This is a genomic window from Klebsiella sp. HC6 (assembly GCF_022605325.1).
Lineage (GTDB): Bacteria > Pseudomonadota > Gammaproteobacteria > Enterobacterales > Enterobacteriaceae > Klebsiella > Klebsiella terrigena.
Genome location: NZ_CP093276.1, coordinates 101,080 through 122,174 on the forward strand (window position 1 = coordinate 101,080; position 21,095 = coordinate 122,174).

Genomic DNA, 21,095 nt, shown 5'->3' on the forward strand with positions numbered 1-21,095 from the left:
GCGGGAGCAGAGGCGTCAGGCGTTGGAATAGCGTTCGGTTTCCGGCATCCAGCGCTCGATAAGCGCCTGGGCCTGCTGCGGGTAGCGTTGGTGAATATGGCGGGCAATGCGCTGAACGTCGGGGATCATTGCCTTATCGCGGAGTAAATCCGCGACCTTAAATTCGGCGGTGCCGGTCTGTCGGGTGCCGAGCAGCTCGCCCGGGCCGCGGATCTCGAGGTCCTTTTGCGCGATGACGAAACCGTCGTTGCTATCGCGCAGGACCTGCAGGCGCAGCTGGGCGGTTTTCGACAGCGGCGACTTATAGAGCAGCACGCAGTGGGAGGCCACCGCGCCGCGCCCGACGCGGCCCCTGAGCTGGTGCAGCTGCGCCAGCCCGAGACGTTCCGGGTTTTCGATAATCATCAGGCTGGCGTTAGGCACGTCCACCCCGACCTCGATAACCGTGGTGGCGATAAGCAGATGCAGCTCGCCCTGCTTAAAGGCCTGCATGACCGCCTGCTTGTCCGCCGGCTTCATCCGGCCGTGCACCAGGCCGATATTCAGCTCCGGCAGCGCCAGCTTCAGCTCTTCCCAGGTGGCTTCCGCCGCCTGGGCTTCCAGCAGGTCTGACTCTTCAATCAGCGTACAGACCCAGTAGGCCTGACGGCCTTCCTGAGTACAGGCGTTGCGCACGCGGTCGATAATATCGCTGCGGCGGGTGTCAGGGATGGCCACCGTGGTGACCGGCGTACGGCCCGGCGGCAGCTCGTCGATCGTCGAGGTGTCGAGGTCGGCGTAGGCGGTCATCGCCAGGGTGCGCGGAATGGGGGTGGCGGTCATGATCAGCTGATGCGGATGGAAGCCCTGCTGCTGGCCCTTTTCCCACAGCGCGAGGCGCTGATGCACCCCGAAGCGGTGCTGTTCATCGATGATCACCAGCGCCAGGCCGCTAAACTGGACCTGCTCCTGAAAAATGGCGTGGGTGCCGACAATCATCTGCACCTGACCGCTGGCGATGGCGTCCTGCTGTGTCTGACGCGCCTTGCCTTTTTGTTTGCCGGCCAGCCAGCCGACCTCAACGCCCAGCGGTGCAAACCAGCTGCGGAAGTTGGCGGCGTGCTGCTCCGCCAGCAGCTCCGTCGGCGCCATCAGCGCCACCTGCCTGCCGTGGGCGATGGCCCGCAGCGCCGCGAAGGCGGCAACCAGCGTTTTACCGGAGCCGACGTCGCCCTGTACCAGGCGCATCATCGGCACATCGAGCGTCATATCCCGCTCGATCTCGGCGGTCACCCGCTCCTGGGCGCCGGTCGGTTTAAAGGGCAGGGAAGCCAGCAGCTTGTTTTTTAGGCCATCGTTGGCGCTGAGCGGCAGGGCGTGAAAGCGCTGGGCGCCGGCGCGAACCGCCAGCATGCTCAGGTTATGCGCCAGCAGCTCTTCCAGAATTAAGCGCTGCTGGGCCGGGTGCTTACCGGTTTCCAGCTCGCTGAGCTGGAGCGACGGCGGCGGGCGATGCAGGGTGCGCAGCGCCTCCGGGAGACTCATCATTCCCTGCGCCAGCTCGGGCGGCAGCAGCTCGGCGATAGCGCAGGTCTCAAGGAGCTCCAGCGCCTGGTCGGTCAGCTTACGCAGCGTGGCCTGTTTGATACCTTCGGTGGTGGGGTAGACCGGAGTCAGGGTCTCCTGCAGGTCGGGGGTGCTCATATCGCCCTGCACGCGGTATTCCGGATGGATCATCTCCGCGCCGTATTTGCCGCGCTTCGCTTCGCCATAGGCCAGCACCCGGCGGCCGGCGGCAAGGCTGTTTTTCATCGCGGCGTTGAAGTTGAAGAAGCGCATGGTGAGAATACCCGAGCCATCGCTTATCTGGCAGGTCATCATCCGGCGGCCGCCGAAGGTGATGTTGCTGTTGAGCACTTCGCCTTCAACGGTGGCGTAGACCCCCGGCAGCAGGTCACCGATTTGATAGAGCTGGGTGCGGTCTTCGTAGCGTAGCGGCAGATGCAGCAGAAGATCCTGCACGGTGTGCAGGCCGATTTTCGCCAGCTTGCTGCTCTGCGCTGCGCCAACGCCGGTTAACGTGTTGAGCGGGACAGCATCCAGCAGACGGCTTTGCATCGGTTTACCTCGCTGCCTGCATTGTGGCCCACCACGCGGCGTCGGCTTCGACTTCGCCCTGGCCGTTGACGTGGGGATAGGGCAGGCCTTTTTGTTTTGCCACTCTTGCCAGCACCGGATAACCACCTTCAAACAGCAGGCGCTGCTGCTCTTCTTCCGGCAGCATGCTGTTTTCGCGTTTATACATGCCCGCGTTTTGCCGCTGGCGCTGCGCTTCATAGAGAATCAGGGCGGAGGCGACGGAGACGTTGAGCGACTGCACCATGCCCGTCATCGGAATCACGATCTCCTGGTCCGCCAGCGCTAAGGCTTCCGCGGTGATGCCGGTTTTTTCCTGGCCCATCAGGATACAGGTGGGCCGGGTGTAGTCGATTTCACGAAAGTCGACGGCTTTGTCAGAAAGATGGGTGGCGAGGATTTGCATGCCCTGGTCCTTTAGGTGACCGACGGCGTCGCCAATGGTAGGGTGCGTTTTGACCTGTACCCAGCTGTTGCTGCCCGCGGCGGCGGCGACCATGGTGTGCATGCGGCTGCTGGGCCAGATAGCGTGCACTTCGTGCACGCCAACGGCGTCTGCGGTACGAACAACCGCAGAGACGTTATGAGGTTTGTGGACCTGCTCCATGCAGACCGTCAGGTCAGGCTGACGCCTGGCGAGCATCTCACAAATACGCGCATAACGCTTTGAATTCATTACACTTCATCCTTCAAATTGCCTCGGCGTGCGCCGCTGGCTACCCGGCTTACAGCCTCGCCCTTCGGGACCAGCGCAAGCGCTGTGCGAAACGCTGACGCGTTTCGCGACCTGGCCCGAATGATTTTGTGTATAAGGCTAGTTTCGGTTACGGGTGACTTTTATCACGTCCGGCATCACGCGAATCTTGCGCATGATATTCGCCAGATGCACGCGATCCCGCGCGGTAAGGCGAATAAAGGCGCTGTATACGCGGCCATCCTTCTCTTCCGTATTCAGGCTTTGAATATTGGAAGCGGCGGTATTGATCGCGGCCGTGAGGTTCGCCAGCGCGCCCTGGTGGTTAAACATATCCACCTTAATTTCGGTGATAAATTCCTGGGCAGTCTCTTTATCCCACTCGACGGCCATAAACTTCTCGGGCTCTTTCTGGTAGCCGCGAATGTTACGACAGGACTCGTGGTGAATGACCAGCCCTTTGCCGGGGCTGACGTGCGCGATAATCGGGTCACCGGGAATCGGACGACAGCACTTGGCGAAGGTAATCAGCACGCCGTCGGCGCCTTTAATCGGCAGATGTCCGTGGCCTGATGGCGTTGAGCTTTGCGCCGGCGCGGAGACGGTCTCTCCCTGCTGCAGGTTTCTGGCAACCACCACGCTCATCGCGTTGCCGAGGCCGATTTCTGCCAGCAGATCGTCCAGCGTCGCCAGCTTCATGCGCTCAAGCTCGCGCTGAACGTTCTCTGGCGGGATTTCTGCCAGCTTGCGGCTGCCGCCGAGGGCGTGGTTGAGCAGCCGGCGGCCGAGGCTGACGGAGTCATCGCGCTTGAGGTTTTTCAACAGCTGGCGGATCTTCGCGCGCGCTTTCGAGCTGACGACAAAGTTCAGCCAGGCGGCGTTCGGACGCGCGCCCGGTGCGGTAATGATCTCTACCGTCTGGCCGCTGGAGAGCGGCTGCGACAGCGGATACGGCTGGCGGTCAACGCGTGCGCCAACGCAGGCGTGGCCGATATCCGTATGCACCGCGTAGGCAAAGTCCACCGGCGTTGCGCCAGCGGGAAGTTCGACAATGCGCCCTTCCGGGGTGAAAACGTAAATCTCATCGGGGAACAGATCGGATTTGACGCTCTCGATAAATTCAAACGAGCTGCCTGCGCTCTGCTGCAGTTCCAGCAGGCTCTGCATCCAGCGCTGGGCGCGGATCTGCGCGGTGGTGCTGCTCTCGCCGCCGTGCTCTTTATAGGCCCAATGCGCCGCAACCCCCATTTCCGCCATCTGGTCCATGTCTTCGGTACGGATCTGTACCTCAACCGGGACGCCGTGCGGGCCGATCATCGAGGTGTGCAAAGATTGATAGCCGTTCGCTTTCGGAATGGCGATGTAATCTTTCATCCGCCCTGGACGCGGCTTGTAGAGGCTGTGCATCTGGCCAAGCACGCGGTAGCAGGTGTCGGCATCGTGGACAATCACGCGGAAGGCGTAGATATCCATGATCGAGTGAAAACGCTGCTCTTTGAGCACCATTTTGCAGTAGATGGAGTACAAATGCTTCTCGCGACCGCTGACGCGACAGGGGATCCCCGCTTCCTGTAAGCGTCCTTCGATTTCGGAGAGGATCTTTTGAATCATCTCTTTACGATTGCCGCGCGCCGCTTTAACGACTTCTTTAATGACGCGATACCGATTGGGATACAGCGCTTCAAAGCCCAGCTCTTCGAGCTCGGTTTTAATGTGGTGAATACCTAAACGGTGGGCCAGCGGGCTGTAGATTTCCAGCGTTTCGCGGGCAATGCGGCGGCGTTTATCCGGGCGTAGCGAGCCCAGGGTGCGCATGTTGTGGGTGCGGTCGGCAAGCTTGATGAGGATGACGCGGATATCCTGCACCATCGCCATAATCATCTTGCGAAAGTTTTCGGCCTGCGCCTCTTTCTTATCGCGGAACTTGAGCTTATCAAGTTTTGATACCCCCTCTACCAGCTCGGCAACGCTTTTACCAAAGAGCTGCTCCATGTCCTGGTAGGTGGCAGGGGTATCTTCAATCACGTCATGCAGCAGGGCGGCCATCAGCGTTTCGTGGTCGAGTTTCATCTCGGCCAGAATACAGGCTACTGCTACCGGGTGCGTGATATAGGGTTCACCGCTTGAACGTGTCTGACCCTCGTGAGCGTCACGTGCAACGAGATACGCCTGCCGAAGACGCTTGATTTGCTCTTCCGGCAGGTAGTTTTGAATCAGCTGATTCAGGCTTTCAAACAGATACAAGGGCGACCCGCTGCGTTATTAACGACGACCTTCAGCAATAGCGGTCACTGCTTGTAATTCAGCGGCTTCCTGCTCTTGCTGTTCTTGACGATCGCGCACGTCGAGGATCTGGTTGTTGATCAGACCTTCTTCGATTTCGCGCAGTGCGATAACGGTAGTTTTATCGTTTTCTTCCGCTACCAGCGGATCTTTCCCGCCAACCTGCATCTGACGAGCGCGACGCGCGGCGACCAGTACCAGGTCAAAACGGTTACCAATTTTCTCTACAGCGTCCTGAACAGTTACGCGTGCCATACTTAAAATGCTCCACAGATGAAGAAATGACTGGGCATGATACTGAATGTGGGTTCAGTCTGCCAACAGTTTGGTGATTAAAGCGCCATGTCGCTGCTTTTGGCGGCTCATGCGCAGACGTTCGGCGCGGATGATGTTTTTCAGATCGCCCAGGGCGGTATCAAAATCATCATTCACAATAAGGTAATCATATTCCGCGTAATGGCTCATTTCTGCAACAGCCTGCGCCATACGTTTTGCGATCACCTCTTCGCTGTCCTGGCCGCGGCCACGCAGGCGACGGTCAAGCTCATCTTTGGACGGCGGCAGAACAAAAATGCTGCGCGCGCCCGGCATTTTATGACGGATTTGCTGAGCGCCCTGCCAGTCGATATCGAGGAAGACATCAACGCCGGTTGCCAGTACCTGCTCGATCGCTTCGCGCGAGGTGCCGTAATAGTTGCCAAAAACTTCCGCATGCTCAAGAAATGCGTCTTTACCAATCATCGTTCTGAAATCGTCGTGATTAACAAAGAAATAGTGTTCACCGTGCACCTCACCAGGACGCGGCGCGCGCGTGGTATGCGAAACAGAGACCTGAGAGTCGTACAGCGGTTGGGTTTTTAATAAAGCCTGAATCAGGCTGGATTTACCCGCGCCACTTGGGGCGGAAACAATATAAAGCGTGCCTTGAGCCATGAGAGTCTTTTGTATGTGATGGTCGAAAGAGAAACTACATACGAGCCTATTATACACGCCGCCGCGCTGTGACGTAGTCCCTGTCACACTTTTTCCCTCTGTTTCTTTCATTTTGCCTGCTGTTTCCCTGATTTCTCTGTGAGTTGCCGCAATCAACGACAAACCCTGGAAGCCGGCTCGCGGCACGGAAAAGCCCTTATCGCCGGTGATGCCCCGGCGGCGGCAGAATGCCGGTGGGCAAAAAGGAGGGCAGCACAGTGCGAAAATGGCTTTGGGCGATAGGCATATGGATAACGGCGGGATACGGCCAGTCGACCTGCCCCGCGTGGACGCAGGCGCAGGCTGAACAGGAGGTCAGCCGCCTGAATCAGCAGGTTGCCGGGTGGAAAAACGACTACTGGCAGCGCGGCAGCAGCGAAGTCGCTGATGACGTCTACGATCGGCTTTTCGCCCGGCTAGTCGAGTGGCGGCGCTGCTTTGCCATCAAAACGCCGGTCATCGATGATTTACCGCCGCCCCGGGGCGAGGTGCGGCACCCGGTTGCCCACACCGGCGTGCGTAAGCTGGCGGAAAAAGCCGACGTAGCGCGCTGGATGCGGGGCAAAACCGATCTGTGGGTACAGCCAAAGGTGGATGGCGTTGCGGTGACGCTGGTTTACCGCCGCGGGCGGCTGGTGCAGGCCATCAGCCGGGGAGATGGGCGAGCCGGTGAAGACTGGACGGCAAAAGTGCGGCAGATTTCCGGCGTGCCGAGAGTGACGAAGGGCGCGCTGGCAAACAGCGTGCTGCAGGGGGAGCTTTTTCTCCGCCGCGCCGGACATATCCAGAAGCGGATGGGGGGAGTGAACGCCCGGGCGACGGTCGCTGGCGCCATGATGCGGCGGGATATATCGACATCGTTAGCGGATCTGGGCGTCTTTATCTGGGCATGGCCGGATGGGCCCGAGGAGATGCGTCAACGGCAGGCTCTGCTACAGCAGGCCGGCTTTAGCGAGAGCAGCGGCTTTTCTCAACCGGTGGCGGACGTGGAGCAGGTTGCGCGCTGGCGTGAACGTTGGTTAACGTCAGCGCTACCTTTTGCTACCGATGGCGTTGTCGTACGCCTTGGCAAGGAGCCTGCCGGGCGCTTCTGGTCGCCGGGGCAGGGGGATTGGGTCGCGGCGTGGAAGTATCCTCCGGCCATCCGCATCATGGAGGTGCGCGACCTTCGCTTTTACGTCGGGCGTAGCGGGAAAATTGCGGTGGTGGCAGGGCTCGAACCGCAGCAGCTGGACGATAAGCAGGTTAAACGCGTGAGCGTAGGGTCGGTGGCCCGCTGGCAAAGCCTGGATATTGCGATTGGCGATCAGCTGCAAATCAGCCTGGCGGGACAGGGGATCCCGCGGATAGATAGCGTGGTGTGGCGAACGGCCCAGCGCCGCAAGCCTCAACCGCCTCCGGCGCGTTTTAACGCGCTGACCTGCTATTTTTTCTCCCCCGAGTGCGGCGGACAGTTTCTTGCAAGGCTGGTCTGGCTGTCGTCAAAGCCCGTACTGGACCTCGGCAGCGTCGGTGAGTCCGCGTGGCGCGCCGTCCATCACTCTCTCCGTATGGAGCATCTTTTTTCGTGGCTGGCGTTTACCCCTCAGCAGCTGCAGTCAGTCCCGGGGATCTCTGCGCTACGCGGTCAGCGGCTCTGGCACCAGTTTAACCTTGCCCGCCAGCAGCCCTTTCTGCGCTGGGTGCAGGCTCTGGGAGTGCCGGTGCCGCAGGTGGCGATGGCAGGCCTGGCCGGAGAGGGCTGGTCGCAGCTGCTGGCGCGCAGCGAAGAGCAGTGGCGGCGCCTGCCGGGCGTGGGGGATGAAAAAGCGCGTCAGCTGGTGGCCTTTCTGCGGCATCCGGACGTTGCCGCGCTGGCGCAGTGGCTCAGCGGGCAGGGCATCTCCGGGTTTTAGCCCGATCAGTGCGCGTTATGGTTGTAGTGGAAGACCGGCAGACCCAGCTTCCAGCGCAGGGCCAGCATGCGGGCGGTAAAGCCAAACAGCAGGGTGGCGATGACCACCACGTCGTGGCTGCTGACATAGTGCTGCAGGGCGATATACAGAATGGCGGCGGCAAAAGAGATCCCGGCGTACAGCTCTTTCTGGAACACCAGCGGGATGCGCTTACAGAACATATCCCGCAGCACGCCGCCGAAGACGCCGGTGATGACCGCCGCGATAGAGGCGATAACCGGGCCTTCTCCCATATCGAGGGCAATCTGCGCGCCGATGATTGAAAATACTACCAGGCCGAGGGCGTCGAGGACCAAAAACAGCCGACGCAGGTGGGGCATAACCGGGGCGGCAATCGTGGTGAGCACCGCGGCGACGGCAACAATGATGACGTATTCCGGGTTCTTGACCCAGCCCAGAGGGTAGTGGCCGAGCAGAATATCCCGCACCGACCCGCCGCCCAGGGCGGTGGCGGTCGCAATAATGATAACGCCGAAGGTATCCATACGACGGCGTCCGGCTGCCAGAGCGCCGGTCATCGCTTCCGCGGTAATACCAATTAAATACAGAATATGAAGCAGCATAGATCCCCCACGATGAGAGCGGGCAGGTTAGCGATTTGTGCGCAGGATCACGACTGAGATTTTCTAAGGTGAACGATTTATGCCTTGAAAAAATAATGCCTGATTTTCTCGATTACCTTTATTTGTGGGGTTTAAAGGGTTTTTATTTTAGTTTTAAGATTAGAAAAAGTAATGATTCAGGCTCAGCCGGCGCTGGTCAGGAAAATACGCGCTAAATACGTAATATTTAACTCGCGACCGTTATCATTTTATTTTCCTCTTTCAGGGCCTAAGAATATGACCGGAGTAACCGGCGAGAAAAACTACCTGCTCCGCCTGGCGGCCGTCGTTCTGACCGGAGTCCTTGCCGGCCTGTCGGGAATGGTTCTGGCGATGATTTTGCATGCTATTCAGCACCTTGCTTTTGGATATAGCCTCGATCGTCTTATCGGCACGGAGTCATTTTTGCAGGGCGTAACGGATGCCTCCTGGCCCCGACGCTTCACGGCCATCGTCGTCGGCGGCGCGATCGCCGGGTTTGGCTGGTGGCTGCTGGGCCGCTACGGTCAGAAGCGGGTATCGATTTCCGCCGCCGTCGCCACGCCCGCGGTGCCGATGCCGGCGGGCACAACAACCCTGCACGCTCTGCTGCAGATAGTCACCGTGGCGCTGGGCTCCCCGCTCGGTCGGGAGGTTGCGCCGCGAGAGATGGGGGCGCTGGGGGCCGGTATCGTGGCGCGCAGAATGGGCCTGCACGAAGATGAAACCCGCACGCTGATTGCCTGCGGCGCCGGTGCCGGGCTGGCGGCGGTATATAACGTGCCGCTGGCCGGCGCCCTGTTCAGCCTTGAAGTGATGCTGCTGTCATTTAGCTGGGAGAAAACGCTGGCGGCCGTGGTGACGTCGGCCGTTGCTGCCTGGACGGCAGCGCTCGGGCTGGGGGATGAGTCCCAGTACCACTTTATCTCCGGGGCGCTCCCGCACGCGTTTATGTGGTGGGCGATAATCGTCAGCCCGCTGCTTGGCGCGGCGGCGTGGCTGTTTCGTCAGGCAACCAGCGCCGCGCGTGCGCGGGTCAGGACAAACTGGCAGATGCCGCTATTTTGCCTGCTGGCGTTTACCCTTCTTGCCGGGCTGAGCCTCTATTTTCCGCAGCTACCCGGCAATGGCAAAGGCCCGATGCAGCTTGCGATTGGCGACGGACTGGGATTGCATAGCGCGCTGGTGCTTCTGGCCCTGAAAGCGATCGTTATTCTGGCGGTGCTGCGCGGCGGTGCGGAAGGAGGGTTGTTGACTCCTGGCCTGGCGGTGGGAGGCCTGGTGAGCCTGCTGCTGAGTATGCTTTGGCAGCAGTTGGTGCCCGGCGGCGACGCCGGCAGCTTTGCGCTGGTTGGGGCCGCGGCTTTTCTGGCGGCGTCAATGCAGATGCCGCTGACGGCGGTTGCGCTGGTGATGGAGTTTACCCATATGGACCATAGCTATCTGGCCCCCACGCTGCTGTGCGCTGCGGGCGCTTTTATCACCTGTCGGATACTGGACGGAAAGTACAGGTTCTGAAATGAAGGGATAAAAAAGGCTGGTAAAACCAGCCTTTAATCGAGGAGCCTGCGGTTACTCGATGTTCTGAATCTGCTCGCGCATCTGCTCAATCAGCACTTTCAGCTCGATGGCAGAATTGGTGACTTCCGCATTGATCGATTTTGACGCCAGGGTGTTCGACTCGCGGTTGAACTCCTGCATCATAAAGTCCAGGCGGCGGCCAACGGCCTCTTTTTTCTTCAGAATGTTGTAGGTCTCTTTGACATGCGCTTCCAGACGGTCCAGCTCTTCGGCAACGTCGATACGCTGCGCCATCAGCACCAGCTCTTGCTCGAGACGGTTGTTTTCCAGCTGCACTTCCGCGTCTTCCAGCTTGGATACCAGGCGCTCGCGCTGCCACTGCAGGATTTCCGGCATATGGCTGCGAACTTTGCTGACTTCGGTACTGACGCCTTGCAGGCGCTGTTCGATAAGCGTCTTCAGCGCCTGGCCTTCGGTTTCGCGAGCGACGATAAAGTCGTCCAGCGCGCCGTTTAGCGCGGTGAGAATATCGGAGGCAATGGCGTCGAGATCCTGCTCCTGAGCGGCCATGACCCCGGGCCAGCGCAGGATATCAACCGGGTTGATTTCCCCTTCGTCGCTCTGCATTTTTACCCAGTTGGCAGCGTTAACCAGCTGCTTTGCCAGGTTTTCGTTCAGAATCAGCTCACCCTGAGCGCTGGGGTCCTGTTCAAAACGCAGGGTACATTCGATTTTGCCGCGGGTCAGACGCGCACGAATACGCTCGCGCACCACGGGCTCCAGGCTACGGAACTGCTCCGGCAGACGGAAATAGGTTTCCAGGTAGCGCTGGTTTACCGAGCGCAGTTCCCACGCGGCGCTGCCCCATTCGCCCTTAATTTCACGACGGGCATAGGCGGTCATACTGCGGATCATAGACGTTCCTGTTTTTAAAGGAGAGTGGGGGGGATTATAGCTTTCAGGGCCTTATCAGGATAGGAATAAGCAACCATTATCCGTATAATGCGCAGCCATATTCGTTTCAAGCCGGAGAGAACATCATGCGTCCAGCAGGCCGTAGCGCTAATCAGGTGCGTCCCGTAACCCTGACCCGTAACTATACCATACACGCTGAAGGCTCTGTTCTGGTCGAATTTGGTGACACCAAAGTGCTGTGCACCGCGTCGATCGATGAAGGCGTACCGCGCTTTCTGAAAGGCCAGGGCCAGGGGTGGATCACCGCAGAATACGGCATGCTGCCGCGCGCTACGCACACCCGTAACGCGCGTGAAGCCGCCAAAGGTAAGCAGGGCGGTCGTACCATGGAAATCCAGCGTCTTATCGCCCGCGCGCTGCGCGCTGCGGTAGACCTGAAGGCGCTTGGCGAGTTCACCATTACCCTCGATTGCGATGTGCTGCAGGCCGACGGCGGTACCCGTACCGCATCAATCACCGGCGCCTGCGTGGCGCTGGCCGACGCTCTGAACAAGCTGGTCGCCGCCGGCAAGCTGAAAACTAACCCGATGAAAGGCATGGTTGCTGCCGTTTCCGTCGGCATCGTCAACGGTGAAGCGCTTTGCGATCTGGAGTACGTGGAAGATTCCGCAGCGGAAACCGATATGAACGTGGTGATGACCGAAGACGGTCGCATCATCGAGGTGCAGGGCACGGCGGAAGGCGAGCCGTTTACCCATGAAGAGCTCCTGACCCTCCTGGCGTTGGCCAGAGGGGGGATCGAATCCATTGTCGCGACGCAGAAGGCGGCGTTGCAAAACTAGTTTTTAAGGCGACTGAGAAGTCGCCTTTTTTTTGTCCGTAGATCCATAGAAAGTATGATGAGGAGCGAATCCATGAAACCATATCAGCGCCAGTTTATTGAGTTTGCGCTTAACAAGCAGGTTCTTAAGTTTGGCGAATTTACGCTGAAATCCGGGCGCAAGAGCCCCTATTTCTTCAACGCCGGCCTGTTTAACACCGGGCGCGATCTGGCACTGTTGGGCCGTTTCTATGCAGAAGCGCTGGTCGACTCCGGAATTGATTTTGACCTGCTGTTTGGTCCGGCCTACAAAGGCATTCCTATTGCGACCACCACGGCGGTTGCGCTGGCTGAACATCACGACCTGGATTTACCCTACTGCTTTAACCGCAAAGAGGCCAAAACGCACGGCGAAGGCGGCAATCTGGTTGGCAGCGCCCTGCAGGGTCGCGTCATGCTGGTCGACGATGTGATAACCGCCGGTACCGCGATTCGCGAATCGATGGAGATTATCCAGACCAACGGGGCAGAGCTCGCCGGCGTGCTGATTTCTCTGGATCGTCAGGAACGCGGTCGCGGCGAAATTTCCGCGATTCAGGAAGTTGAGCGCGATTACGGCTGCAAGGTGATCTCTATCGTCACCCTCAAGGACCTGATTAGCTATCTGGAAGAGAAGCCGGAGATGGCCGAGCATCTGGCGTCGGTACGCGCCTATCGCGAAGCGTTTGGCGTATAGATAACAAAGCCCGGGGCGTGACGCCTCCGGGCTTCGGATTACCGTAGCTGCGCGGCGACCAGCGGCCAGCGGGCGTCAAAATCGTCCGTCGGACGATATTTAAACTCGCTGCGCACAAAGCGCGACAGCATGCCTTCGCAGAACGCCAGCAGCTGGCTGGCCAGCAAAGATTCGTCGGTGACGAAGCCTTCACCTTCGCGCATTTTCTTCTCGCGCATGACCTGGCGTAGCTGAACCTCAATGCGTTCAAATAGCTGGTTGATCCGGTCCTGCAGGCGGTCCTGTTCAAACATCAGCGCGTGGCCGGTCAGAATTCGCGTCAGCCCAGGATTACGCTCACCAAACCCAAGAATCAACAGCACGATCAGGCGCAGGCGCGCGGATGTGTCTTTCTCATCTTTTAAAATCAAATTGATGCGCGTAATCAGACTGTCTTCGATAAACTCGATCAGGCTATCGAACATGCGGGTTTTGCTGGGAAAATGACGGTACAGCGCCGCTTCGGACACACCGACGGACGCCGCCAGTTTCGCCGTGGTAATACGTTGACTACCATCGCTGGATTCAAGCATTAGCGCCAGAGATTGAAGTATTTCCTCGCGACGATTCCTTTTCGCAGTTTGTTTTTCTGCCATGTTTTAAAATACCCCTGAAAATAAGCACTTGTCAGGCAGACATCCACAAAGCGGCCGCAAACGGTCATTTGCGGCGATGTTATTGCATTATTGCGCTTTGGGATGCGGGTTTTGTGTGGACGGGCCTATGCGCGCCCTGAGTGACCAAAGCCACCTTCGCCACGTTCGGTGGTATCAAAATCTTCCACCAGGTTAAATTCCGCCTGTACGACGGGTACAAATACCATTTGAGCGATGCGCTCGCCGGGTTCAATAGTAAAGCTCTGCTGGCCGCGGTTCCAGACGGAAACCATCAGCTGCCCCTGATAGTCGGAATCGATAAGGCCGACCAGGTTGCCCAGCACGATGCCGTGCTTATGGCCCAGCCCGGAGCGCGGCAGGATGACCGCCGCCAGCGACGGATCGGCGATATGAATAGCCAGGCCGGTTGGCAGCAGGGTGGTTGCGCCCGGCGCAAGCTCTACGGCGGCGTCGAGACAGGCCCGCAGGTCAAGTCCGGCAGAGCCGGAGGTGGCGTAGGTTGGCAGCGGAAACTCCTTGCCAACGCGCGGGTCCAGAAGCTTAACGTCGATTTTTTTCATCATAACGGGTCACGATCTCGTCGAGTAATAATTGGCCCAGGAGTTCCTTGCGCTCGTGTGGCAAGCGCTTATCTCCATCCTGCCAGAAAAGGTGTAATGCGTTGCTGTCGCTGTTAAATCCCTGATTTGGCTTAGATACATCATTGGCGCAGATCAGATCGAGATTTTTGCGGTCGCGTTTTTGCCTCGCGTATTCTTCCACATTATTCGTTTCGGCGGCAAACCCAACGACGTAAGGTCGGCTATCCGTTAGCGCAGCGACCCCGGCAACGATATCCGGGTTTTTGACCATTTTTATTGTTAATTCATCATCTTGCTTTTTGATTTTTTTCTCAGCAACGGTGATAGCTCGGTAGTCGGCGACGGCCGCACAGCCAATAAAAATATGCTGCTGCCGAACGCCGCCGTCGACCGCGGCCTGCATTTCCAACGCGGTCGTGACGTCAATCCGCTGCACGAAAGGCGGCGTCGGTAGCGAAACCGGACCGCTGACTAACGTGACGCTGGCGCCGCGGTTTGCCGCAGCGGCCGCGATAGCGAAGCCCATCTTACCGGAGCTTTGATTGCTGATATAGCGTACCGGATCCAGCGGCTCGCGGGTGGGGCCCGCGGTAATCATGATGTTGAGATGTTGCAAATCTTTGACAGGCGAAAAATGCGCGGCCGCCATATCGACCAGGATCAGCGGATCCAGCATTCGGCCCGGGCCGATATCGCCGCAGGCCTGGCTTCCGCTGTCCGGGCCCCAGACCAGCAGACCGCGGGAGGAGATGACCTCAAGATTATGCTGCGTCGCGGCGGCGCGATACATCTGCTGGTTCATGGCGGGCACTACGGCGACCGGAGACGGCGTCGCGAGGCAGATAGTGGAGACCAGGTCGTTCGCCATGCCGGCAGCAACGCGGGCGATCAGATCGGCGGTTGCGGGGGCGAGGATAACCAGGTCGGCCCATTTTCCCAGCTCAATGTGGCCCATCGCGGCTTCTGCTGCCGGGTCGAGCAGGCTATCGGAAACCGGATAACCTGACACCGCCTGCAGGCTGAGTGGCGTAATGAAGGCCTTCGCGGCTTCCGTCATGGCGACCCGTACGTCAGCGCCGCGCTCGCGCAGGCGGCGTACCAGTTCAGGCGTTTTGTAGGCAGCGATGCCGCCGCTGACGCCGAGAACGATCTTTTTACCAGCCAGACTCATCATGATTTTTTCCTGTTGGAGTACACCAGAATTCGCGCATCTTACCACAATCCCGTCGGCGTCGTGCGCCTGCCTGGAATTGACTTTGCGAGCCGCTACGCACGGGTAAAAGCCGGCCGTCGGCAGCGGCGAAGGGCTATGTCAGGATGTGGGGCGTACTGGAAAAGAGAGGCTGCGATGGATTTACTGGAACCCCTGCTGCCAAGGGAAAAAATGCTGCTCTACGGTATCGAAGCGCTGTCGGACGTTGAGCTGCTGGCGCTGTTTTTACGTACCGGCACCCGCGAGCAGGACGTGATGACGTTTTCGCACGACCTGCTCGCGCGCTTTGGCTCGCTGTACGGCCTGCTATCGGCGGACAAGGCGCAGTTTGACAAGATCGACGGCATCGGCCTCGCGAAGTTCGCCCAGCTAAAAGGCGTCGCCGAGCTGGCGCGGCGCTATTTTAGCCGACGGATAGTTGAAGAGCCCTCTCTGGTAACGCCGCTGATGACGCGGGAATTTTTGCAAAGCCAGCTGATGGACGAGGAGCGGGAGATCTTTATGGTGATCTTTTTAGATAATCAGAATCGGGTATTGAAACATAGCCGGCTTTTTTCTGGTACTCTTAGCCACGTTGAGGTGCATCCGCGAGAAATTGTACGCGAAGCCATCAAAGTGAACGCCGCTGCGGTGATCCTGGCACATAATCATCCATCCGGTAGCCCCGAGCCGAGTAAGGCCGACAGGTTGATTACCGAAAGAGTGATAAAGTGTTGTGGTTTCATGGATATACGCGTGCTCGATCACCTTGTTATCGGCCGCGGTGCGTACGTATCTTTTGCCGAGCGCGGCTGGATTTAGCCCCGATCACGCGATCCTGCGGGATCTTTGTCTGTTCGGGACTTGAGCACATCGCCGAGTCAGCGTATACTACGCCACCTTTGAGAATCTCGGGTTTGGCATTTGGGCCTGGCAATCGATGGTTCACTTAGACACCCACTCTTCAGGTTGCATCAAGGCGGCATGAAGAATGACGTGTAGAACTGCGATGACCGGGCTGTAAAGCCTGACGAGGCGCCAATACCCCATACGAAGCTCGAGCTAATTTGATTTTTGGAGAATAGACATGTCCCGAGTCTGCCAAGTTACTGGCAAGCGTCCGGTGACCGGTAACAACCGTTCCCACGCACTGAACGCGACCAAACGCCGTTTCCTGCCGAACCTGCACTCTCACCGTTTCTGGGTTGAGAGCGAAAAGCGTTTTGTCACCCTGCGCGTATCTGCTAAAGGTATGCGTGTTATTGATAAGAAAGGCATCGATACAGTTCTGTCTGAACTGCGTGCCCGTGGCGAAAAGTACTAAGTACTAAGAGGAAATAAATCATGGCTAAAGGTATTCGTGAGAAAATCAAGCTGGTTTCTTCTGCTGGTACTGGTCACTTCTATACCACCACGAAGAACAAGCGTACTAAGCCGGAAAAACTGGAACTGAAAAAGTTCGATCCAGTTGTCCGTCAGCACGTTTTATACAAAGAAGCTAAAATCAAATAATTTTAGCTTTGATGTAAAAAAAACCCCGCCCTGGCGGGGTTTTTTGTTTTCTGGCCATCCCCATAATAAAGACATCTGCAATACAGCCGGAGACGCTATGCCTGAATTACCTGAGGTGGAAACCAGCCGACGCGGGATTGAACCGCATCTGGTTGGCGCAACTATTCTACACGCCGCTATTCGCAATGGACGCCTGCGCTGGCCGGTTTCTGAAGAGATCTACCGTCTGAGCGACGTGCCGGTGCTCAGCGTACGTCGACGCGCCAAATACCTGCTGCTGGAGCTGCCTGGCGGCTGGATTATCATTCACCTCGGCATGTCAGGAAGCCTGCGCATTCTGAGCGAAGAGCTGCCCGCAGAGAAGCATGACCATGTCGACCTGGTGATGAGCAACGGCAAGGTGCTGCGCTATACCGACCCTCGACGCTTTGGCGCCTGGCTGTGGACCAAAGAGCTGGAAGGGCATCCTGCGCTGGCGCATCTCGGCCCTGAGCCGCTGAGCGACGATTTCAACGCCGCCTACCTGCAGCTGAGGTGCGCGAAAAAGAAAACCGCCATTAAGCCCTGGCTAATGGATAACAAGCTGGTGGTGGGGGTCGGGAATATCTACGCCAGCGAATCGCTGTTTTCCGCCGGGATCCATCCCGACCGGCTGGCATCGTCGCTATCGCATGAAGAGTGCGAGCGGCTGGTGAAGGTGATTAAAGCCGTGCTGCTGCGCTCGATTGAACAGGGCGGGACCACGCTGAAGGATTTCCTGCAAAGCGACGGTAAGCCGGGATATTTTGCCCAGGAGCTGCAGGTATACGGACGCAAAGGCGAGCCCTGTCGTACCTGCGGTACGCCGATTATCGCCGGCAAGCACGCCCAGCGGGCGACGTTTTATTGTCGCCAGTGTCAGAAGTAGGACATCGCCCCGAAAGCGCAAAGATTAGAGCTTTTTCAGCAGCGCCTGGTGCACGTTAGCCGGCAGGAAGTGGGATACGTCGCCCTGATGGCGCGCGACCTCCTTGACCAGCGATGAGGAGATAAACGACCACTCTTTGCACGGCATCAGGAAGACGCTTTCGAGGGTCGGCATCAGATGGCGGTTCATATGCGCCAGCTGCATCTCATATTCGAAATCCGCCACCGCCCGCAGGCCGCGAATCAAAATGTTGGCCTGCTGCGCGCGGGCGAAATTGGCCATCAAATCACTAAAGCCAATGACCTCAACGTTGACCAGGTGCGCGGTTGACTGCTGCGCCAGCGCAATGCGTTCGTCGAGGCTGAACATCGGCTTCTTGCTCGGGCTGGCGGCAATCGCCAGCAGCACTTTGTCAAACATGCTGGCCGCGCGGGTGACGATATCGATATGACCGTTGGTGATAGGGTCGAAGGTACCCGGATAAATCGCTTTTGTGCTCATAATTACACTCTCTCCGAGTAGCCGCGGCTCAGCGCCCACAGCTCGGTGTATTTATTAAACGTATACTGCGCGTTGACCACGGCGAGCAGCCAGCCCTGTTTACCATCCAGCACGCCACCGCGCAGCAGCAGCGTTTTCACAAATGCCCCCAGCGTATGGCCGAAGATACTCATCAGCGAGGTTTTTTTCCCCTTCTGATGACGTTCCTGCGCCCAGGCGGTGGCGTAGGCCAGCTGCTTTTGCTGAAAGCCGGAGAAGTCGCGGCAGGTCAGATGCAGCAGGTCGCCGGTCAGTTCGATAATCTGCGCGCCTTTGGCGTCGAGGGATTCGTGTACCAGATTATTGTTATAGCGATAACCAAGGCGCGGGTACAGGCGCATCACGCGATCGGGATACCAGCCGCTGTGGCGCATAAAGCGGCCAAGGAAATAGTTCCGCCGGGCAATGCTGTAGATCGCGCCCTCTTTTGGCGCCGTCAGCGTCTGGCGCAGGGAGTCCGCCAGCTCCGGGGTGACGCGCTCGTCGGTATCAATCATCAGCACATAGTCGCCGGTGGCGTAATCCTGGGCGCGCTGGCGCTGAACGCCGTAGCCCTGCCAGTCGGTGTTGATGTAGACCTGAGCGCCGAGGCTGCGCGCCAGCTCAACGGTGCCGTCGCTGCTGCCGGAATCCAGCAGCACTATCTCATCGGCCCAGCCTACCGACGCCAGACAGTCCGGCAGCAGATCCGCCGCGTTTTTGGCGATCATCACGACGGACAGTCGGGTCGACATTAGTGGCTCCGCTGCGGCAGATAGGGTTGCAGTAACTGTAGCAGACGGGAGAGCGCGCCCTGGTTTTGATGCAGGACTTCTACCGCGTGACGGCCGTACCACAGGCGATAATCTTCGTCGGTCAGCAGGTTAGAAACCTGGGTGACCAGCGAATTGAGGTCGGTCACGGTGATCAGACCGTCATCCTGCTGCAGCTTGGCGCAAATATCTTTGAAGTTGAAGGTGTGCGGGCCCATCAGGACCGGGATGGCGTGCGCCGCCGGCTCCAGCGGGTTATGACCGCCGCGTTCGACCAGGCTGCCGCCGACAAAGGCAAGATCGGCAATGCCGTACAGCAGCATCAGCTCGCCCATGGTATCGCCAATCACCACCTGGGTGCTATTGGACGGGATTTCGCCGGTGCTGCGCAGGGTAAAGCTCATACCCGCTTTCTGCACCATCTCCCGCGCGTCGCCGAAGCGTTCAGGGTGGCGAGGGACGAGGATCAGCAGCAGGTCAGGGAAGGTTTCCAGCAGCTTTTTATGCGCCTGCAAAACGATTTGCTCTTCGCCGTCGTGGGTGCTGGTGGCGATCCACACCTGGCGGTGCGGCGCCCACTGGCGGCGCAGGGTGATGGCGCGTGCGGCCAGCTCCGGCGTAACGGAAATATCAAACTTCAGGCTGCCGGTGACCGCCAGCTGATTGCGCTTCAGCCCAAGGGAGATAAAGCGGCTGGCGTCTTCTTCATTCTGCGCGGCGATAAGCGTAATGCGGCTCAGCAGGCGGCGCATAAACTTACCCAGTTTGGCATAGCCCTTCGCCGAGCGCTCGGAGAGGCGGGCGTTAGCGATAACCAGCGGAATTTTACGCTTGTGCAAAGCGGCGACCATATTCGGCCACAGCTCGGTTTCCATCACGATAACCAGCTTCGGCTGAACGGTGTTGAGGAAGCGGTTCATCGCGCAGGGGAGGTCGTAAGGCAGGTAGACGTGGTGAACGTCTTTGCCGAATGCGGACATCGCGCGCTCGGAGCCGGTCGGCGTCATGGTGGTGACGGTGATCGGCAGATAAGGATAACGGTGGCGCAGGGCGCGTACCAGCGGGATGGCAGCAAGCGTCTCACCCACGGAAACGGAATGCAGCAGAATCCCATCCGGCGCTACCTTGTTCTGACAAAAGCCATAACGTTCAGCCCAGCGTTTGCGGTAGGCGGGTGCCTTACGGCTGCGCAGCAGCAGTCGCAGCCAGACCAGCGGCTGAATAAGATAGAGTAGGGTGGTATAAAGCAATTCCAAGCGATTTATCCGTTTTATGTTTTAGCGGGCAAATTCTAAGCATTTAGCCCATGTAAAGCTATCCCTTTGGCGGAAACAAAGGGATTCAGCGTCAGGCCGCGTTGCGATAGCGCTTAATACGCAGGTAGCGCCGCCCAAGGCGCCAGCGTAAGCGGAACGTTCCGGCATTTTTCCAGATCAGGTGCCAGATGCCGCGGTCGAAAAACTCTTTAATGATAATATGCTTTTTTGATTCATCTTTCATGCTATCGAAGGTATGAATAATTCCCAGCCCCTCTTTCGCAATCTGCCAGCGGCAGGCTGAAATATGGCGCACCTTATCCGGGTAGCGTTGGTTAATGGCGTCGAGCATCTCCAGAATCTTCATGTAGTGGCGGGAAGAGCGCATCAGCGTGTCGTCGTTATCCGGCTTGTGCGATACCGATTCTGAATGGATATAGTAATCGTAAAACTGCTCGCTGGTGTACTGCACGCGCTCGGCCGCCAGCAGCGCCTCGGTGGTCCAGGGAATATCCTGATGGCGCAGGCCCGGCTCAAAGTGAAAACGATGCTGCATGATAAATTCGCGGCGATAGATGTTCAGCCAGGTCACGTGCAGGAACTTACGCGAATCCAGCGCCTGTTTTAGCCACACGTGGCCCGGCAGCACGCCGGTAGACGGCAGCCGATCCGGAGGAAGGATCGGATGGATATCATTTTTGCTCTCGTAGACGTAGCGGCCGTTGCAGGTGGCGATATCGAGATTGCCCTGCTCCGCCATCGCCAGCAGCGTGCGGTACATGCCGGGGTAAAGCTTGTCGTCGATATCCGGGAACGCCAGGTATTTACCGGTGGCTACCGCCAGCCCGGTGTTGCGCGCGACCGAGACGCCCTGGTTTTCCTGCTCCAGCACCCTCACGTTTTGTAGCCGCGCTTTCCACGCATCGATAACCGCGAGGCTGCCGTCCGTCGAGCCGTCGTTCACCAGGATCAGTTCATAGCTTTCCAGCTGCTGTTGCTCAAGGCATTCAAAGAACTGGGCAAGGAATTTTTCGCCGTTGTAGACGGCGGCCACGATGCTCAGTAAAGGCGTTTGACTCATAAATCATTCGATCCTGGTTAAATAAC

22 protein-coding genes are annotated in these 21,095 nt (G+C 58.4%); 8 read left to right on the forward strand and 14 right to left on the reverse strand.

The window, feature by feature from the left end:
* Positions 1-15 precede the first annotated feature (15 nt).
* The 5 genes from recG to gmk all read right to left on the reverse strand — a co-directional run bounded on the left by recG (position 16) and on the right by gmk (position 6,025).
* The gene (recG, locus tag MMW58_RS00490; RefSeq protein ID WP_241722587.1) at positions 16-2,097 is read right to left on the reverse strand and encodes an ATP-dependent DNA helicase RecG; all 2,082 of its coding nucleotides are present in this window, start codon (positions 2,095-2,097) and stop codon (positions 16-18) included.
* A gap of 4 nt (positions 2,098-2,101) precedes the next feature.
* Complete coding sequence (gene trmH / locus MMW58_RS00495) at positions 2,102-2,791, reverse strand: tRNA (guanosine(18)-2'-O)-methyltransferase TrmH (protein WP_241722588.1); 690 nt, start codon at positions 2,789-2,791, stop codon at positions 2,102-2,104.
* A 138-nt stretch (positions 2,792-2,929) separates the two neighbouring features.
* The gene (spoT, locus tag MMW58_RS00500) at positions 2,930-5,053 is read right to left on the reverse strand and encodes a bifunctional GTP diphosphokinase/guanosine-3',5'-bis pyrophosphate 3'-pyrophosphohydrolase (RefSeq protein WP_045853829.1); all 2,124 of its coding nucleotides are present in this window, start codon (positions 5,051-5,053) and stop codon (positions 2,930-2,932) included.
* Positions 5,054-5,071: 18 nt separating this feature from the next.
* Complete coding sequence (rpoZ, locus tag MMW58_RS00505; protein WP_006817787.1) at positions 5,072-5,347, reverse strand: DNA-directed RNA polymerase subunit omega; 276 nt, start codon at positions 5,345-5,347, stop codon at positions 5,072-5,074.
* Positions 5,348-5,401: 54 nt separating this feature from the next.
* Positions 5,402-6,025 carry a guanylate kinase gene (gmk, locus tag MMW58_RS00510; RefSeq protein ID WP_041143234.1) on the reverse strand — a complete coding sequence of 208 codons (624 nt, stop codon included), beginning with the start codon at positions 6,023-6,025 and terminating at the stop codon, positions 5,402-5,404.
* A 257-nt stretch (positions 6,026-6,282) separates the two neighbouring features.
* Here gmk and ligB point away from each other — a divergent pair, with 257 nt between their 5' ends.
* Entirely contained in the window at positions 6,283-7,959 is a 1,677-nt protein-coding gene (ligB, locus tag MMW58_RS00515; RefSeq protein WP_241722589.1) for an NAD-dependent DNA ligase LigB, read from the forward strand.
* 5 nt (positions 7,960-7,964) lie between these two features.
* Here the strand turns inward: ligB and MMW58_RS00520 are convergent, their stop codons facing one another.
* Positions 7,965-8,582 carry a trimeric intracellular cation channel family protein gene (locus MMW58_RS00520; protein WP_128876903.1) on the reverse strand — a complete coding sequence of 206 codons (618 nt, stop codon included), beginning with the start codon at positions 8,580-8,582 and terminating at the stop codon, positions 7,965-7,967.
* Between the two features lie 276 nt (positions 8,583-8,858).
* Between MMW58_RS00520 and MMW58_RS00525 the strand changes: the two genes are divergently transcribed.
* Complete coding sequence (locus tag MMW58_RS00525) at positions 8,859-10,118, forward strand: chloride channel protein (protein ID WP_241722590.1); 1,260 nt, start codon at positions 8,859-8,861, stop codon at positions 10,116-10,118.
* 54 nt (positions 10,119-10,172) lie between these two features.
* Here the strand turns inward: MMW58_RS00525 and MMW58_RS00530 are convergent, their stop codons facing one another.
* On the reverse strand, positions 10,173-11,036 hold the full coding sequence (locus MMW58_RS00530) for a YicC/YloC family endoribonuclease (protein WP_133600190.1): 864 nt from the start codon (positions 11,034-11,036) through the stop codon (positions 10,173-10,175).
* A 125-nt stretch (positions 11,037-11,161) separates the two neighbouring features.
* On the opposite strand from MMW58_RS00530, the gene rph reads away from it, so the two are divergent.
* Both rph and pyrE read left to right on the forward strand, forming a co-directional pair.
* Positions 11,162-11,878: a ribonuclease PH gene (rph, locus tag MMW58_RS00535; RefSeq protein ID WP_133600189.1), complete on the forward strand. Its 717-nt coding sequence runs from the start codon at positions 11,162-11,164 to the stop codon at positions 11,876-11,878.
* A 72-nt stretch (positions 11,879-11,950) separates the two neighbouring features.
* Positions 11,951-12,592, forward strand: coding sequence for an orotate phosphoribosyltransferase (pyrE, locus tag MMW58_RS00540; RefSeq protein WP_241722591.1), 642 nt, complete (start codon positions 11,951-11,953; stop codon positions 12,590-12,592).
* Between the two features lie 38 nt (positions 12,593-12,630).
* Here pyrE and slmA read toward each other — a convergent pair whose 3' ends face one another.
* The 3 genes from slmA to coaBC form a co-directional block, all read right to left on the reverse strand.
* On the reverse strand, positions 12,631-13,227 hold the full coding sequence (slmA, locus tag MMW58_RS00545; protein ID WP_045853834.1) for a nucleoid occlusion factor SlmA: 597 nt from the start codon (positions 13,225-13,227) through the stop codon (positions 12,631-12,633).
* Positions 13,228-13,352: 125 nt separating this feature from the next.
* Positions 13,353-13,811: a dUTP diphosphatase gene (gene dut / locus MMW58_RS00550; protein WP_041143227.1), complete on the reverse strand. Its 459-nt coding sequence runs from the start codon at positions 13,809-13,811 to the stop codon at positions 13,353-13,355.
* Positions 13,789-15,000 (reverse strand): bifunctional phosphopantothenoylcysteine decarboxylase/phosphopantothenate--cysteine ligase CoaBC, encoded by a 1,212-nt coding sequence (coaBC, locus tag MMW58_RS00555; protein WP_241723790.1) that lies wholly within the window; start codon positions 14,998-15,000, stop codon positions 13,789-13,791. The genes dut and coaBC overlap by 23 nt, the downstream gene beginning before the upstream one ends.
* A gap of 177 nt (positions 15,001-15,177) precedes the next feature.
* Between coaBC and radC the strand changes: the two genes are divergently transcribed.
* The 4 genes from radC (at position 15,178) to mutM (ending at position 17,440) form a co-directional block, all read left to right on the forward strand.
* Entirely contained in the window at positions 15,178-15,843 is a 666-nt protein-coding gene (gene radC, locus MMW58_RS00560) for a RadC family protein (RefSeq protein WP_045853837.1), read from the forward strand.
* Positions 15,844-16,108: 265 nt separating this feature from the next.
* Positions 16,109-16,345: a 50S ribosomal protein L28 gene (gene rpmB / locus MMW58_RS00565; protein ID WP_002436699.1), complete on the forward strand. Its 237-nt coding sequence runs from the start codon at positions 16,109-16,111 to the stop codon at positions 16,343-16,345.
* A 20-nt stretch (positions 16,346-16,365) separates the two neighbouring features.
* Positions 16,366-16,533, forward strand: a complete 168-nt coding sequence (gene rpmG / locus MMW58_RS00570; protein ID WP_003024094.1) for a 50S ribosomal protein L33 — start codon at positions 16,366-16,368, stop codon at positions 16,531-16,533.
* A 97-nt stretch (positions 16,534-16,630) separates the two neighbouring features.
* Positions 16,631-17,440 carry a bifunctional DNA-formamidopyrimidine glycosylase/DNA-(apurinic or apyrimidinic site) lyase gene (gene mutM, locus MMW58_RS00575; protein ID WP_133600188.1) on the forward strand — a complete coding sequence of 270 codons (810 nt, stop codon included), beginning with the start codon at positions 16,631-16,633 and terminating at the stop codon, positions 17,438-17,440.
* A 24-nt stretch (positions 17,441-17,464) separates the two neighbouring features.
* On the opposite strand, the gene coaD is transcribed toward mutM, so the two are convergent.
* From coaD to MMW58_RS00595, 4 genes are all read right to left on the reverse strand, one after another.
* The gene (gene coaD / locus MMW58_RS00580; protein WP_041143223.1) at positions 17,465-17,941 is read right to left on the reverse strand and encodes a pantetheine-phosphate adenylyltransferase; all 477 of its coding nucleotides are present in this window, start codon (positions 17,939-17,941) and stop codon (positions 17,465-17,467) included.
* 2 nt (positions 17,942-17,943) lie between these two features.
* Entirely contained in the window at positions 17,944-18,714 is a 771-nt protein-coding gene (locus MMW58_RS00585) for a glycosyltransferase family 2 protein (protein ID WP_241722592.1), read from the reverse strand.
* Positions 18,714-19,988 carry a lipid IV(A) 3-deoxy-D-manno-octulosonic acid transferase gene (waaA, locus tag MMW58_RS00590; RefSeq protein WP_076946284.1) on the reverse strand — a complete coding sequence of 425 codons (1,275 nt, stop codon included), beginning with the start codon at positions 19,986-19,988 and terminating at the stop codon, positions 18,714-18,716. Before waaA ends, MMW58_RS00585 begins: the two co-directional genes overlap by 1 nt.
* A 91-nt stretch (positions 19,989-20,079) precedes the next feature.
* Positions 20,080-21,069: a glycosyltransferase gene (locus tag MMW58_RS00595; RefSeq protein ID WP_241722593.1), complete on the reverse strand. Its 990-nt coding sequence runs from the start codon at positions 21,067-21,069 to the stop codon at positions 20,080-20,082.
* Between the last annotated feature and the right edge of the window lie 26 nt (positions 21,070-21,095).

What these genes read in the sequence shown, in the direction of transcription:
- recG (WP_241722587.1), bottom strand. Translation starts at nt 2,097, where the DNA reads ATGCAAAGCCGTCTGCTGGATGCTGTCCCGCTCAACACGTTAACCGGC.
- trmH (WP_241722588.1), bottom strand. Translation starts at nt 2,791, where the DNA reads ATGAATTCAAAGCGTTATGCGCGTATTTGTGAGATGCTCGCCAGGCGT.
- rpoZ (WP_006817787.1), bottom strand. Translation starts at nt 5,347, where the DNA reads ATGGCACGCGTAACTGTTCAGGACGCTGTAGAGAAAATTGGTAACCGT.
- gmk (WP_041143234.1), bottom strand. Translation starts at nt 6,025, where the DNA reads ATGGCTCAAGGCACGCTTTATATTGTTTCCGCCCCAAGTGGCGCGGGT.
- MMW58_RS00520 (WP_128876903.1), bottom strand. Translation starts at nt 8,582, where the DNA reads ATGCTGCTTCATATTCTGTATTTAATTGGTATTACCGCGGAAGCGATG.
- MMW58_RS00525 (WP_241722590.1), top strand. Translation starts at nt 8,859, where the DNA reads ATGACCGGAGTAACCGGCGAGAAAAACTACCTGCTCCGCCTGGCGGCC.
- MMW58_RS00530 (WP_133600190.1), bottom strand. Translation starts at nt 11,036, where the DNA reads ATGATCCGCAGTATGACCGCCTATGCCCGTCGTGAAATTAAGGGCGAA.
- rph (WP_133600189.1), top strand. Translation starts at nt 11,162, where the DNA reads ATGCGTCCAGCAGGCCGTAGCGCTAATCAGGTGCGTCCCGTAACCCTG.
- pyrE (WP_241722591.1), top strand. Translation starts at nt 11,951, where the DNA reads ATGAAACCATATCAGCGCCAGTTTATTGAGTTTGCGCTTAACAAGCAG.
- slmA (WP_045853834.1), bottom strand. Translation starts at nt 13,227, where the DNA reads ATGGCAGAAAAACAAACTGCGAAAAGGAATCGTCGCGAGGAAATACTT.
- dut (WP_041143227.1), bottom strand. Translation starts at nt 13,811, where the DNA reads ATGATGAAAAAAATCGACGTTAAGCTTCTGGACCCGCGCGTTGGCAAG.
- coaBC (WP_241723790.1), bottom strand. Translation starts at nt 15,000, where the DNA reads ATGAGTCTGGCTGGTAAAAAGATCGTTCTCGGCGTCAGCGGCGGCATC.
- radC (WP_045853837.1), top strand. Translation starts at nt 15,178, where the DNA reads ATGGATTTACTGGAACCCCTGCTGCCAAGGGAAAAAATGCTGCTCTAC.
- rpmB (WP_002436699.1), top strand. Translation starts at nt 16,109, where the DNA reads ATGTCCCGAGTCTGCCAAGTTACTGGCAAGCGTCCGGTGACCGGTAAC.
- rpmG (WP_003024094.1), top strand. Translation starts at nt 16,366, where the DNA reads ATGGCTAAAGGTATTCGTGAGAAAATCAAGCTGGTTTCTTCTGCTGGT.
- mutM (WP_133600188.1), top strand. Translation starts at nt 16,631, where the DNA reads ATGCCTGAATTACCTGAGGTGGAAACCAGCCGACGCGGGATTGAACCG.
- coaD (WP_041143223.1), bottom strand. Translation starts at nt 17,941, where the DNA reads ATGAGCACAAAAGCGATTTATCCGGGTACCTTCGACCCTATCACCAAC.
- MMW58_RS00585 (WP_241722592.1), bottom strand. Translation starts at nt 18,714, where the DNA reads ATGTCGACCCGACTGTCCGTCGTGATGATCGCCAAAAACGCGGCGGAT.
- MMW58_RS00595 (WP_241722593.1), bottom strand. Translation starts at nt 21,069, where the DNA reads ATGAGTCAAACGCCTTTACTGAGCATCGTGGCCGCCGTCTACAACGGC.